This is a genomic window from Gramella sp. AN32 (assembly GCF_023718305.1).
Taxonomy (GTDB): domain Bacteria; phylum Bacteroidota; class Bacteroidia; order Flavobacteriales; family Flavobacteriaceae; genus Christiangramia; species Christiangramia antarctica.
Genome location: NZ_QEYO01000006.1, coordinates 35911 through 50207 on the forward strand (window position 1 = coordinate 35911; position 14297 = coordinate 50207).

The 14297-nt window shown below is 38.6% G+C and carries 9 protein-coding genes; 4 read left to right on the forward strand and 5 right to left on the reverse strand.

What is annotated here, in order from left to right; genetic code table 11:
• The first annotated feature begins 3 nt into the window (after window positions 1-3).
• Window positions 4-3177: a cytochrome c biogenesis protein CcsA gene (gene ccsA / locus DHD80_RS08495; RefSeq protein WP_251740736.1), complete on the forward strand. Its 3174-nt coding sequence runs from the start codon at window positions 4-6 to the stop codon at window positions 3175-3177.
• Between the two features lie 919 nt (window positions 3178-4096).
• Here ccsA and fumC read toward each other — a convergent pair.
• The gene (gene fumC, locus DHD80_RS08500; protein ID WP_251740737.1) at window positions 4097-5494 is read right to left on the reverse strand and encodes a class II fumarate hydratase; all 1398 of its coding nucleotides are present in this window, start codon (window positions 5492-5494) and stop codon (window positions 4097-4099) included.
• Window positions 5495-5764: 270 nt separating this feature from the next.
• Here fumC and DHD80_RS08505 point away from each other — a divergent pair, with 270 nt between their 5' ends.
• Window positions 5765-5944, forward strand: coding sequence for a hypothetical protein (locus DHD80_RS08505; protein WP_251740738.1), 180 nt, complete (start codon window positions 5765-5767; stop codon window positions 5942-5944).
• A gap of 46 nt (window positions 5945-5990) precedes the next feature.
• Here DHD80_RS08505 and DHD80_RS08510 read toward each other — a convergent pair whose 3' ends face one another.
• The 4 genes from DHD80_RS08510 to prfB form a co-directional block, all read right to left on the reverse strand.
• Window positions 5991-8489 (reverse strand): outer membrane beta-barrel protein, encoded by a 2499-nt coding sequence (locus DHD80_RS08510; protein WP_251740739.1) that lies wholly within the window; start codon window positions 8487-8489, stop codon window positions 5991-5993.
• An 87-nt stretch (window positions 8490-8576) separates the two neighbouring features.
• Window positions 8577-8945: a hypothetical protein gene (locus DHD80_RS08515; RefSeq protein ID WP_251740740.1), complete on the reverse strand. Its 369-nt coding sequence runs from the start codon at window positions 8943-8945 to the stop codon at window positions 8577-8579.
• A gap of 9 nt (window positions 8946-8954) precedes the next feature.
• Window positions 8955-9296: an arsenate reductase (glutaredoxin) gene (gene arsC, locus DHD80_RS08520; protein WP_251740741.1), complete on the reverse strand. Its 342-nt coding sequence runs from the start codon at window positions 9294-9296 to the stop codon at window positions 8955-8957.
• Window positions 9297-9399: 103 nt separating this feature from the next.
• Window positions 9400-10498 (reverse strand): peptide chain release factor 2 gene (gene prfB, locus DHD80_RS08525; RefSeq protein WP_251740742.1). Its coding sequence is split into 2 segments (ribosomal slippage): window positions 9400-10434 and window positions 10436-10498, totalling 1098 coding nucleotides; the frame shifts between segments, so codons are not numbered across the junction.
• A gap of 99 nt (window positions 10499-10597) precedes the next feature.
• Between prfB and DHD80_RS08530 the strand changes: the two genes are divergently transcribed.
• Window positions 10598-12991, forward strand: coding sequence for a zinc-dependent metalloprotease (locus tag DHD80_RS08530; protein ID WP_251740743.1), 2394 nt, complete (start codon window positions 10598-10600; stop codon window positions 12989-12991).
• Between the two features lie 274 nt (window positions 12992-13265).
• Window positions 13266-14294, forward strand: coding sequence for a GntG family PLP-dependent aldolase (locus DHD80_RS08535; protein WP_251740744.1), 1029 nt, complete (start codon window positions 13266-13268; stop codon window positions 14292-14294).
• Window positions 14295-14297: the final 3 nt, after the last annotated feature.

A 14297-nucleotide genomic window follows, 5' to 3' on the forward strand; every position in this document is an offset into this window, starting at 1 on the left:
TCCATGCAGAAAAAAATAGCCTCTCTCCTTTTTTCTACCCGTTTAATGGCCGTTCTGTTTATCATTTTTCCTATTGCCATGGCAATGGGAACTTTTATAGAGAACTGGTACACCATAGAAACCGCCCGAATCCTCATTTATAATACCTGGTGGTTTGAATTGATCATGTTATTGTTCCTTATCAATTTCATAGGAAATATCAAGCGTTATCAGCTTATTCAAAAGAAAAAGTGGAGTACGCTACTGCTTCATATGTCGTTTATTTTAATTCTAATTGGCGCCTTTATTACCAGATATATAAGTTACGAAGGCATCATGCCCATTCGGGAAGGTGAAACAACGAACCAGTTTATGAGCGAGGAATCTTACCTTACTTTTTTTATAGATGGGGAAATTGATGGCGAGCCTAGAAGACGCATTTTGCAGGAAGATGTGTTGTTTGGGCCTGAAGTGGAAAACGATTATTCGTTGAATACCGATTTTAACGGACAAAAATTAAGCTTTGAAGTTACCAATTTCATCAATGGTGCTGAGGAAGCTTTAGTGCCCACAGAAGATGGTGAAAATTACCTAAAAATTGTAGAGGCTGGAGATGGTTCCCGTCACGATCATTATCTAAAGGAAGGTGAAGTTAGCAACATTCATAATGTTTTATTTACACTGAACAATCCTCAGGATGGGGCTATTAATATACGTGTTGATGACAATGAGGAGTATTTGATAGATTCTCCTTTTGATGGTTCTTTTATGCGCATGGCAGATCAGTTAGAGGGCCAGCTGGTAAAAGATTCAACCCAAACTTTGATGTTACGTTCCCTCTATTCAGTTGGAACGATGCAGTTTGTGATTCCGGAGCCGGTAGTTCGGGGAACCTATGATATCGTTTCTACGAATCCAAAAAGTAAAGCAGACATGGATGCGGTGACCATAGAGATTTCTTCAGAAGGGGAAAAGGAAACGGTGACTCTTTTAGGTGGAAAAGGGGTAGTTGCAGATCCTCAGGAGATCAATATTGCCGGCCTCGATATTTTCGTTAATTATGGCTCGATCAATAAAGAACTTCCCTTTGCTTTAAAACTCAATGATTTTATAGCTGAAAAATATCCCGGTACGGCCGATAGGGCTACGCCTGGTTATGCATCATTCAAGAGTAAAGTTGAAATTGTTGAAGAAGGCAAACCCAATGTGCCTTATGAAATATTTATGAACCATGTATTGGATCATGGCGGATATCGTTTTTTTCAGTCCAGTTTCCAGCCTGACGAAAAAGGTACCGTACTTTCTGTGAACCATGATTTTTGGGGAACCTGGATCACCTATATTGGGTATTTTCTTTTATACTTCGCTTTAATGTGGATCCTTTTCGATAAAACTTCAAGATTTGGCGATTTAAAAGTTAGACTGGATAAGATCAAGGATAAAAAGAAAAATCTGGCGGTAATATTATTGATTTTTGGTTGCAGTTTCTTCGGAAATGCCCAGGAGGATGAACATGATCATACAGAAACTTCTTCTACCCAAATCGATAGTGTGATCGCCCATAACGCGGTTGCTCCCGAACATGCCGAGAAATTTGGAAGATTGATCATTCAGGATGCGGGCGGGCGTATGAAACCCGCAAATACCTATTCTTCTGAATTGCTTCGGAAATTAAGCAAATCTGATACCTACGCCGGTTTATCTTCAGACCAGGTATTGGTTTCCATGACTGAAAATCCTGTTTTCTGGTATGGTGCTCCTCTGATTTATGTGAAGAAGAAAAACGACAGTTTACATCATATTCTGGACGTTGAAGAAGGTAAAAAATATCTCACTTTAACAGATTTCTTTGATGGAGAAGGAAATTATAAATTATCTCCATTCCTCGAATCGGCGTATAAAGCTGCCGTGCCCAATCAATTTCAAAAAGATTTTATCGATACTGATAAAAAAGTAAACCTGCTTTACCAGGCGCTTCAGGGTAAAATTCTAAAAATATTCCCCATCCCCGATGACGAAAATAACAAATGGGTTTCTTTTCCTGAAGTGGAAGAATCCAACCTTACCGGGATGGATTCAGTGTATACCAAACAAATTTTGCCATTATACATGAATGCGCTTAGAACCGCGCGAAAAGACGGGGATTATTCCAAAGCTGATCAATATCTGGAAAGTATCAAAAGCTACCAGTCAAAATTTGGTGCAGAAGTTTTGCCTTCAGAAGATAAAGTAAATGCTGAAATTCTCTATAATAAATACGACGTTTTCAGGAATTTGTTTTGGATGTACATGGCCGCCGGCCTGGTCATGCTGGTATTTGTGATTTTTCAGATATTTAAGGATACTAAAATTATTCGACGATTGATAAAAGGCAGTGCTATCATTATTCTGCTGCTTTTTATGGTACATACTTTAGGTCTTGCTGCGAGATGGTATATTTCCGGGCATGCCCCATGGAGTGATGCCTACGAATCGATGATCTATGTCGCCTGGGCAACCATGTTTTTTGGTCTTGCTTTCGGAAGAAAATCAAATCTTACTATTGCCTCCACAGCCTTTGTCGCTTCTATGATCCTTATGATCGCGCACTGGAACTGGATGGATCCGGCAATTGCCAATTTGGTACCCGTACTGGATTCTTATTGGTTGATGATCCATGTTTCTGTAATTGTGGGTAGTTACGGGCCATTTACCCTAGGGATGATCCTGGGAGTTGTTTCCTTGTTATTAATGATCCTTACCAATGATAAGAACAGGAAGAAAATGGATCTCAACATTCGTGAGATCACGATAATTACAGAAATGGCCCTAACGGTGGGTCTGGTTATGCTAACGATAGGTAACTTCCTGGGAGGCCAGTGGGCAAATGAAAGCTGGGGTAGGTATTGGGGCTGGGATCCAAAAGAAACCTGGGCATTAATAAGTATTATGATCTACGCCTTTGTAATCCATATGCGTTTAGTGCCGGGATTGCGTAGCCGCTGGTTTTTTAACCTTATGGCTGTAATCGCCTTTGCCAGCATTATGATGACTTACTTTGGGGTGAATTTTTATCTTACCGGCCTTCATTCCTATGCAAGTGGCGATAAGGTGATCACACCAACTTTTGTGTATTATTCCATCGCGGTGGTGGCAGTCTTAGGAGGACTTTCCTACTGGAAATTTCAGAAGTATTTTTCTAAAAACACTAGAAAGTAAGAAAGTTGCATGTGAAAATGTACCAATCTACCAATTTGAAAATGTTCTAATTTGAAAATCTGTGTCTCTGAGAGCGTAACAGAATATAGTGCGGCAGTCTCATGATTTCAGTTCGATCTCTAAGATTGCTTCGCTACGCTACCATTAACGTTTTTTATTTGGTGACGATGCTGGTTTTTAGAATTGCCGTCATGCTGTCCCGATAGCTAACTTAAGTTTGTTTCAGCATCTTATTTGATATGCTAAAAAATACATCAATTTCCTTCGCTAGAAATTTTTTAGGAGTTCCACAATGGCAAATGATTTGTCACTTAGCGCAATAGAAATATGTAAGCAGGATTTCGGTAAATTCCTTTTTGCTAATTGATCATGAGATTTCTCCCTTTGGTCGAAATGACCTGGGTGATATTCTTTTAATTATTTATTATTCTGAAGCATTTAATAGTGGAAGTCATTCCGAACGTAGTGAGGAATCCCATAGAGAAACTGCTTGATTTTCGTTTTTTTCTTTTCCATTGCTGAATCCTTCGTCTTTGCTCAGGAGAAACAAAAAAGCTAGTCTGCAGTTTCTCGTTCACCCGTAACGGTTTAAATCCTAAAAGAATTGAACTCACTTCGCTCAAACAGCAATTCTTTTGAACGGATTTTGCGCCTACGGGTCCCGAATCCGAAACTGAGGACGTTTCCCTGCTGGTTGTCATTGCGAACCTGCCTGCGGTAGGCAGGCGCAGTGAAGCAATCTATTATGGAGACTGCTTCGTTTCACTCGCAGTGACGTTTTATTAGCAGAATAATTCATAATTCAAAATTTTCAATTTTGACTACCAACTACCAACTACCAACTACCCACAACCCACAACATAGAACCGAATTTATGATTCCCGAGCTAAAAGACATTGTACATTATAATTTTTTAAAATTATCGTGAATTTCCAACCATATCTTTCGGTTGTACCCATTCATCAAATTCATCTGCGGTCACATAACCTAAATTAACTGCTTCTTCTTTTAGGGTTGTTCCATTTTTATGTGCCGTATTGGCAATTTCAGCAGCTTTATAATAGCCAATTTTAGTATTTAGAGCGGTTACCAGCATTAAAGAATTATTCAGGTGTTCTTTAATCCTTTTTTCATCAGCTTCAATGCCACGGGCACAATGTTCTTCAAAGGAAATACATGCATCACCAATCAATTCTGCACTTTGTAATAAGGCTGCGGCCATTACGGGCTTGAATACGTTTAATTCAAACTGCCCCTGCATCCCTCCAACTCCAACGGTGACATCATTTCCTATCACCTGTGCACAAACCATGGTTAAAGCTTCAACTTGAGTGGGATTTACTTTTCCCGGCATGATGGAAGAACCTGGTTCATTCGCCGGGATGATGATTTCTCCAATCCCACTTCTTGGTCCTGAAGCCAGCATCCTTATGTCATTTGCGATTTTATTTAAAGAAACCGCCAGTTGCTTGAGCGCTCCGTGGGTTTCAACCAATGCATCATGGGCTGCAAGTGCTTCAAATTTATTTTGAGCAGATACAAAAGGCATATCTGTAAACCTTGCGATAAATTCTGAAACCCGTTTTGAATATCCTTTTGGAGTATTAAGTCCGGTTCCCACCGCAGTTCCGCCTAAAGCAAGTTCAGAAAGATGTGGTAAGGTGTTTTCCAGTGCTTTTAAACCATACTCTAACTGTGCGGCATATCCACTAAATTCCTGACCTAAGGTGAGGGGAGTGGCATCCATAAAGTGGGTTCTCCCAATCTTTACGGTATTCTTAAATTCTTCGGATTTCTTTTTCAACATTTCCTGAAGTTTACGAACTCCCGGAATCGTCTTTTTGGTCACTTTTCGATAGATCGCAATATGCATTCCCGTGGGAAAAGTATCGTTGGAAGACTGAGATTTATTTACATCATCATTTGGCTGTAGCGTCTTTTCGCCCTCACCAACCTTTTTACCTGCAATTTGATGGGCGCGATTTGCGATCACTTCATTTACATTCATATTACTTTGGGTACCACTTCCGGTTTGCCAGATTACCAGAGGGAACTGATCATCATGCTTTCCTTCCAGGATTTCTTCGCAAACCTGAGCGATAAGATCTCTTTTTTCAACTGGTAAAACGCCGAGTTCACAATTTGTGTAAGCCGCGGCTTTCTTAAGATAGGCAAAACCGTAGATAATATCAAGGGGCATTGATGCTGAAGGCCCTATTTTAAAATTGTTTCGGGATCTTTCAGTTTGCGCCCCCCAGAGTTTATCTGCCGGCACTTTTACCTCGCCCATGGTATCTTTTTCTATTCGGTAATCCATATTTTTTAAATTGATTGTGTCGCAAATTTAAGATTTCAAAACAGTGATCATCGTAAAAAAAGTTTAAAATATAATGCAACCAAAAATTAATCATATTTACTTACAGCATTATAATACCATGCTGTTATTTAAAATTTTTTGGTCGCTTTTGAATGTTCCGAGGATTATTGGAAAAATGTTAAAACAATTCCTGAATAAAATTGAAATTAATTTTTTATAAACTTTCAAGAGTTCCTATATTTGTGGCAGATTCAAAAATTTCTGAAAGTTATGTTCGATTTTGATCAATATCTTGGATTTTTAGCCTTCCTTACAATTTTAACCATGGGTTTCTGGTTAATGTTTTTCCTGGTTGCTTTTGTACCGTATTGGATTGCGGGCGCAGTAGGAGAATTAGTGAAAGAAAAGCGGGCGGCAAGAAAAAAAGCAAAAGAAGAAAAAATTAAATAAAAAAAGGGACATTTTAAAGTCCCTTTTTTTTGTGCTCATTCTATTTTTATCCCCCGAAGCCTCCCTCATCAAAATCTTCATTATCCTCACCACGTTTTTGTTGACGTTGTTTTTGCTGATTAAATCGATAGATTAAAGACAAGGAAATGTTTTGTCCCTGTCTCCATTGAAATTCACTATCCCTTTCATACGTATCGGTTAAGGTATAAGATCTTCTTTTTCTTGAGTTGAAGATATCCCTACCATTAATTGAAATAGTTGCATTATCGTTTAGGATTTCTTTGCTAAGGGCAACATCCAGAGAGAAAATACCTTCCTGCGTACCCTGTACCCCTTCAGAAGCACCGCCATAAAACGCATTGGTTTGCCAGTCGATTTTTAGGGGCAATGAAACTTTACTGCTAAACCTGGCAAAATAACTGGAATTTTCAGCATTGTAACTGGTTCCATCAAATTCACCTTCGGTTTTAAATTTAAAGTAATTAAAACTTCCATTTAATCTTAACCAGTCTGCCGGGTTATAAAGCAAGCCGAGTTCTGCGCCAGTCCTGTCATTACTGGAAAGGTTTACAGGAATAGTTCTTACAATATTTGAACCTGCAACGTTTCTTTCAATTCTCTCAAAGGAATTTGTTTCGTGCTGGTAATAGATAGAAGAAGTTAAGGTCAACTTTTCCCATCTTTTCAAATAGCCAAGATCAAAAGCATTTGAATAAGCCGGGTTTAAGCTTGGATTTCCCTGGAAGATGTTGTTATTACTACTTCTGGAAGGAAAAGGATTTATGAACCAGCCTCGAGGACGATTAATTCTTCGGTTATAACCTAAAGTAATATTTTCCTCTTCGGCCAGTTCATAAATAAGGTTTATCGTAGGGAATAAACCTAAATAGTTCCGGTCAAAATCTGTATCAATAGGAATTCCGAAAGCATCTGCAAGTTCAGCATCGGTTAGTTCACTATCAATTTTTCCTTTTAATTGCGTGTTTTCCAATCTTAATCCAAGAAGGAAGGATAAATTTCCAAATTTTGTCCCGTACTGTGTATAAACGGCCATTACGTTTTCATCGTAATCAAACACATTAGAAAGCGTATCATTGGCAATAAACTGGCCGGTGTTCAAATCTTCGCTGAATAAATTATAATCTGTCACTTCATTTTCCCAGTTTCCACGAAAACCAGCTTCAAATTGAGAATCTTCGTTAAAGGGCAAGACATAATCTGCCTGAAGCAAGTATTCGGTTTGATCTTCTTTTTGGTTGATCATTTCATCCTGATTGAAAAATGGATTATCCGTAAGGTTTATAGGCGTATTCTCATTAATTTCAGTAAGCTGGGTTTCCTTGTCCGATTCTACCTGAAAGTCGGCGGTTAACTTATGACCCTTATTATTGAAATTATTAATGTAATTAAGCGCAAATTGCCAGCTGTTATCGTCTTCCTGTTCATTTTCTTTTCTTATTGAATTAATCACCCTCGAACCATTCTGATAATAATCTGAATCATTTGTGGTCACATCTTCATCCTGTCCCCAACGGTAAAAAATACTTCCGGTTAAAGAAGATTTTTTAGTTAAGAAATATTCCATTCCAAAATTTGTATTGAAATTTCGGTTTATTCTATCAATATCGCGATCTTCATAAATGCGATCATAAGGCACCTGGCTGGATTCAAAATAGCGGGTATCAAAAAATCCACCACCGGGAGCTTTAAAATATCGGTACCCAGTTGTGGTAAAAAGATTAAATTTCTCAGTCCTGTAATTCAGGTTTGCGGTAAGTCCTGCATTTACCGGGGTTCCTATCGTGGCGTTAAGAGATCCATTAAATCCTAAAGTTTCTTTCTGGCGAAGGATAATATTCAGAATTCCGGCAGTTCCTTCCGCATCGTATCTGGCGGAAGGTGAAGTAATTACTTCTACGCGTTCGATAGCTTCTGCAGGCAACTGGTTCAATACATTGGTATCTCCAAATCCAGCCATGGCAGAAGGCTTCCCGTTAATTAGGATTTTAACGTTCCCATTTCCACGAAGACTAATTGCCCCGTCGATATCTACAGTTACCGAAGGGACATTATTCAAAGCATCGCTTACCGTTCCACCAGCAGTGGTAAGGTCTTTACCAATATTATAAATCTTTTTATCGAGCCTTACATCTACCTGCGTAGTTTCTGCCCGAACTACAACTTCATCAAGACTTTCAGCGCCAAGACCAAGAGTTATAGTTCCAAGGTTTAGATCACCCTTAAGAGTTTGATTATTGAATTCCTTGGTTTCATAGGAGATAAATTCTACCACGATATTATAGTTTCCTGAGTCCACATCAATGGAAAATTCACCTTCAGCATTGGTTACTCCACCGGTAAGATCTTTAGGATCATTTACATTTATTACGGAAATGGTTGCATATTCCAGCGGAACTCTTAATTCATCATCAATTATTTTTCCGGTAATTTTGTAGTCGCCTGATTTTTGCGAAAATGCGGAAAAGTTTATTATTGAAATTAAGCTCAATAAAAAGCTAAGAGTGGAGATTCTTTTAAGGGTCATTGAATTGTTTTTTCTTTTGACCTCTTATGCACCCTATAGTTTAATCAACATAGGTTAATTTTCCGTTAAAGGGATTTAAATTGAAGCTTACTCTTTGCGGGTGAGTCTTTTATTCAGCGATAAATATTTTTTAAACTGATCTTCACTTAGAAAATTCTGAAGATTTCTATGTTCATTACGCTGAATGGATTTTAGTTTCGAGATTTGATTTTCCATGGCAAGATTGGAATTGATGATCTCATTTTTCTTAATAGTATACTCAATAATACTGTCCAGCAATTTCTGCGTTTGGATATTGCTGAGATCTAACTGACTTTGCCAGGTGCAGGCAAGCTCTGTAGCAACATCTATAACCTCGCGCCTGTTCCTTTTGTGAATGTGGATTTGGGAATAAACAAAACCTGCTACAGCTGCGGTTGCAATGGTTATAAGCGCTAAACGGTGTTGAAGTTTCATTTTACTAAGTTATAATATTGTTTCTATTTTTTCAGCAGGTCTGCCAATTACTGCCTTATCATTATTGGTTATAATGGGTCTTTCTATTAAAATTGGGTTTTTAATTAAGATGGAAATAAGTTCATCGTTATTAAAATCCTTTCCTTTAAATTCCTCCTTCCATATTTTTTCCTGAGTGCGAACCAGTTCAATTGCGCCAATTCCTAATTTGTTTAAAAGCTCTTTCAATTTTTTCTCCTCGATTGGTACTTTTAAATATTCAATTACTTCATATTCTTTCCCACTAACTTTTACAACTTCCAAACCTTCCCTGGACTTTTTGCAACGGGGATTATGATAGATTGTGATCATTTTATATTCCTTTTAATTTACTCATTTTATTCAACTAACAAAAACCCCGGCGTTATACTACCAATGTATTGTCTCGCTTTGCCGAACTTTAGCAAATTTTTTTCTACGCCTCATTTTTTTGCCCCATCATCATAAGATACGCCTTTAAAAAAGCATCAATCCCGCCATCCATTACCGCATCTACATTTCCTGTTTCTTCAGCGGTACGAACATCTTTTACCAGTTTATAAGGATGCATGACATAATTCCGAATTTGTGAACCCCATTCTATTTTCATTTTAGAATCTTCAATTTCCCTCCTTGCTTCCAGTCTTTTCTGAAGTTCCATTTCGTATAACTGACTTTTCAGAAGTTGCATCGCTTTATTTTTGTTTTCCAGTTGAGATCGGGTTTCAGAATTTTCTATAACTATGCCGGTAGGAGCGTGGCGCAACCTCACCGCGGTCTCTACTTTATTCACATTTTGACCACCCGCGCCTGAAGATCTCATGGTTTCCCAGGAAAGATCAGCCGGGTTAATATCTACTTCAATACTTTCATCAACCAGCGGATATACATAAACTGAAGCAAATGACGTATGCCTTTTAGCGTTACTGTCAAATGGTGAAATTCGTACCAGCCTGTGAACACCATTTTCACCTTTCAGCCAACCAAACGCAAATTCACCTTCAATCTCCAGGGTAACTGTTTTGATCCCGGCAACTTCTCCAGCCTGATAGTTCAGCTCTTTAATTTTATAACCGCGTTTTTCAGACCACATTAAATACATTCGCATCAGCATTTCAGCCCAATCACAACTTTCAGTTCCGCCTGCACCTGCAGTAATTTGAAGCACCGCGCTCATGGAATCTCCTTCTTCAGAAAGCATATTTTTAAACTCAAGATCTTCAATAAGATCGATTGCTTTCTCATGCCGCTGATTCACATCCTCTGCTGTCGCCTCTTCTTCTTTGTAAAATTCATAGATCACTTCAAGATCCTCCACCAAAGTTTCGGCCCTTTCATAATCTTCTACCCATTTCTTTTCAGAATTAACTTCGCGCATAATCACCTCAGCTTTTTTAGGATCATCCCAAAAATCTGGCGCAAATGTTTTTTCTTCCATATTGGTAATCTCTATTTTCTTGGCATCAACGTCAAAGATACCTCCTTAACGCAACCAGGCGCTCTTTGAGATCTCTTATGTTCTCTGTGTTAATCATAGTTTTGTTCGATTTCAGGTAAAAATAGAATTTAGCCCAGTTACCTAAAAGTATTTAACGAATATTTTTTAGTTTTAGAAACTTTTAAAAATCCGCTAAATGCTCCGTTTCTTATCTATTTTCCTCGTTATCAGTTTCTACCTTCCCGTTCAGGCCCAGTTTCTAGATAAAAAAGAAGACCTTAAAAAATATGAAGGCTATTTTAACTTTTATTACAGTGAGAAAGACGATGAAATTTATCTGGAAGTAGATAGTCTGGAAACTGAATTTCTATATAACCACTTTCTTAGTACAGGTGTGGGATCAAATGACATTGGTTTGGATCGCGGACAATTAGGCGGAGCCGATGTGGTTAAATTTCAGAAAGCCGGAAATAAATTATTACTGGTTCAGCCAAATCAAAATTATCGTGCGATTACAGATAATGAAGCTGAAAAAGCTAGCGTTGCTGAAGCTTTTGCCAAATCAGTTCTATTTGGTTTTAAGATTGAAGAAGAAAAGGATGGAAAATATGTGATCAACTTTACACCTTTTCTAATGCAGGATACACATGGAGTAGCAGACCGTTTGAAAAATGGCAATTTCGGGGCTTATAAGCTAGAGAAAGATAAAAGCGCTCTTTCACTCGAAAGGACGAAAGCCTTTCCTGAAAATGTGGAATTTGAAGCACTCTTAACTTTTGAAGGTGATCCAAAAGGCAGTGCGCTAAGATCTGTAGTTCCCGATGCCAAAAATATAAGTGTAACCCAACATCATTCCTTCGTAAAGTTACCGGATGATAATTATAAAAAACGAATTTTTGATCCGCGCAGCGGGGCTATTTTTATATCCTATTACGATTATGCCAGCCCGGTTTACGAACCTATTCAAAAAAGATATGCTGTAAGATACCGTTTGGAAAAGAAAAATCCTGAAGCTGCAATTAGTGAAGCGATAAAACCAATCGTTTACTATTTAGATCCTGGAACTCCGGAACCTGTTCGCTCGGCTTTGTTGGAAGGAGCAGGTTGGTGGGACCAGGCTTTTCAGACTATTGGATATAAAAATGCCTTTCAGGTAAAAATGCTTCCCGAAGCAGCCGATCCTTTGGATGTTCGATATAATGTCATCCAGTGGGTGCATCGTTCTACCCGGGGCTGGAGTTATGGAGCGAGCGTAGTTGATCCCAGGACCGGAGAGATTATTAAAGGCCATGTGAGCCTTGGCAGTTTACGCATTCGTCAGGATTATATGATCGCACAGGCTTTGCTGAATAAACCTTTTGCTGAAAATGATACTGCAAATAAACCTATGATGGATCTGGCTTTGTCGCGAATTCGGCAGCTTTCGGCACATGAAGTAGGTCATACTATTGGGTTTGCGCATAATTTCGCGGCCAGCCCAACCCAAAGAGCTTCAGTGATGGATTATCCACATCCGCAGTTTGAACTTATAAATGGAGAGGTTTCAGCTGCTAATGCTTACGCAACCGGTATTGGAGACTGGGATAAAGTAACAGTAAGTTATAGTTATGCTGATATTCTTGAAAATGAAGATGAAAGAACCTATTTAAACACTGTTTTAAATGATGCGCGGGAAGCGGGACACCAGTTTATCTCTGATAGTGACGCGCGTGCAGCCGGAGGCGCCCATGCGTTTGCACATCTTTGGGATAATGGTGAAAATCCTGCTGATGAATTGGAAGAAGTTTTAAAGATCAGGAAAACTGCGATTCAAAATTTTTCTGAAGATAATTTTAAAAAGAACGAACCATTTTCAGTTTTGGAGGATGTTTTTGTGCCGCTCTATTTTTTCCATCGTTATCAGACGGAAGCTGCAATTAAAGTAATTGGTGGTTTAAACTACAATTATGCGGTTAAAGGAGACCAGAATTTAGTGGTTGAACCCGTGACAGCAAAAATCCAAAAGCAGGCTTTAGACATTGTTTTAAAAACCTTATCTGCGGAAGAACTGGCTATCCCGAAGGAGAAACTGAAACTTTTCCCACCCAGGGCTTATGGGTATGGAAGGGACAGGGAATCTTTTAAAAGTAATGCCGGGGTAGCTTTTGATGCTTTGGGCGCCGCCGCAACTTCTGCTGAAATGACCCTTACCTTCCTTTTCCATCCTGAAAGGGCCGAACGTTTAATGCAACAAAATGGTTTGGATTCAAAGATGATGGGTCTGGAAAAAATGTTGGAAACGGTAATTTCAGCAACTATTAAAAAGGAGGAGAAAGATGATTATTTACAAAATGTTCAGAATACCATAAAATTTGTGGTTTTTCAGCATTTGCTGAATCTTGCCATAAATAAAAAAGCTACTCCCATGGTAAAAGCAATTACTAATGCAAAAATTGAAGATCTGCAAAACTGGTTGCGCGGAAAAGATGATCTTGTTTACCAAGAAATGTCTCGTGAAATAAGGGATTTCAGAGAGCATCCGGAAAATTTTGAGCTCAACTTAAATATTCCGAAAATTCCTGACGGTTCGCCTATTGGGACTTTTGAATAACTTACTGCTATTGTTATTGTTGGGATGAAACCTTTAGGTGATATTCAGTTTCATTCTTGCTTGCAGTGTAAACAATTCCTTTAGGTGGGGAAGAATCAGTATAATCTTTTAGGTGACTTACTTTGATATGATTTTTCGCAGTGTTTATATTATTGGTAGGATCGAAGCCAATCCATCCATTTTGGGATAAGAAACATCTCCCTAAAATTTTAAAAACTCAATATTTCAGATTCGTCATTTTAGTTATTACATTCGTGATTGAAAATTTTAATACATGCAGGAAATAGACCTTAGGAGTGATACGGTCACACGACCCACCAAAGAAATGTTGCAGGCAATGATGACCGCCAAAGTAGGGGATGATGTTTATAAGGAAGATCCAACGATCAATGCATTGGAGGAAAAGCTTGCCAAAATGTTTGGTAAGGATGAGGCCTTATTTTTTCCTACGGGAAGTATGGCCAATCAGGCGGCAATAAAGTTGCATACCCAGCCCGGTGAGCAGTTAATTTGTGACAAATGGGCTCATGTTTATAATTATGAAGGCGGCGGCGTTTCCTTTAATAGCGGTGTATCCTGCAAACTGGTAGATGGTGATCGAGGGATGATAAAAGCGGAACAGGTGGTTGAAAATATAAATCCGCCAGATTTTTACCATTCTCCCCTTACTACCCTGGTATGTTTAGAAAATACCACCAATAAAGGGGGTGGTGCCTGTTATGACCTGGAAGATATTAAAGAAATTAGAAAGGTTTGTGATGAACACCAATTGGGTTTACATCTTGATGGCGCCAGATTGTTCAATGCTTTGGTGAAAAAGAAAGAAAACCCAAAAGACTTCGGGAAATTATTTGATACGATTTCAGTTTGTTTGTCTAAAGGTTTGGGGACACCAATGGGTTCTGTTTTAATTGGCGATAAAAAACTGATGAAAAATGCCATTCGAGTTCGGAAAGTCTTGGGTGGTGGAATGCGCCAGGTGGGATTTATGGCCGCTGCCGGAATTTATGCCCTGGACCACCATTTTGACAGATTAGCTGAAGATCATCGTCGTGCCTTTGAAATAGAGGAAGTATTAAAAACACTGCATTATATTGGAAAAGTTGAAAATGTTGAAACAAACATTATCATCTTCAATTTAAGAGAAGCCGAAAAAGAGAAAGAGTTCACGGAATATCTGCAAAAGCATAATATCCGCATCAGCAATATGGGACAGGGAAAATGGAGGATTGTGACCCATTTAGATTATTCCGAAGAAATGCATCAACGATTTCAGGAAGTGCTTAAAAATGCCAGTTTATAAAAC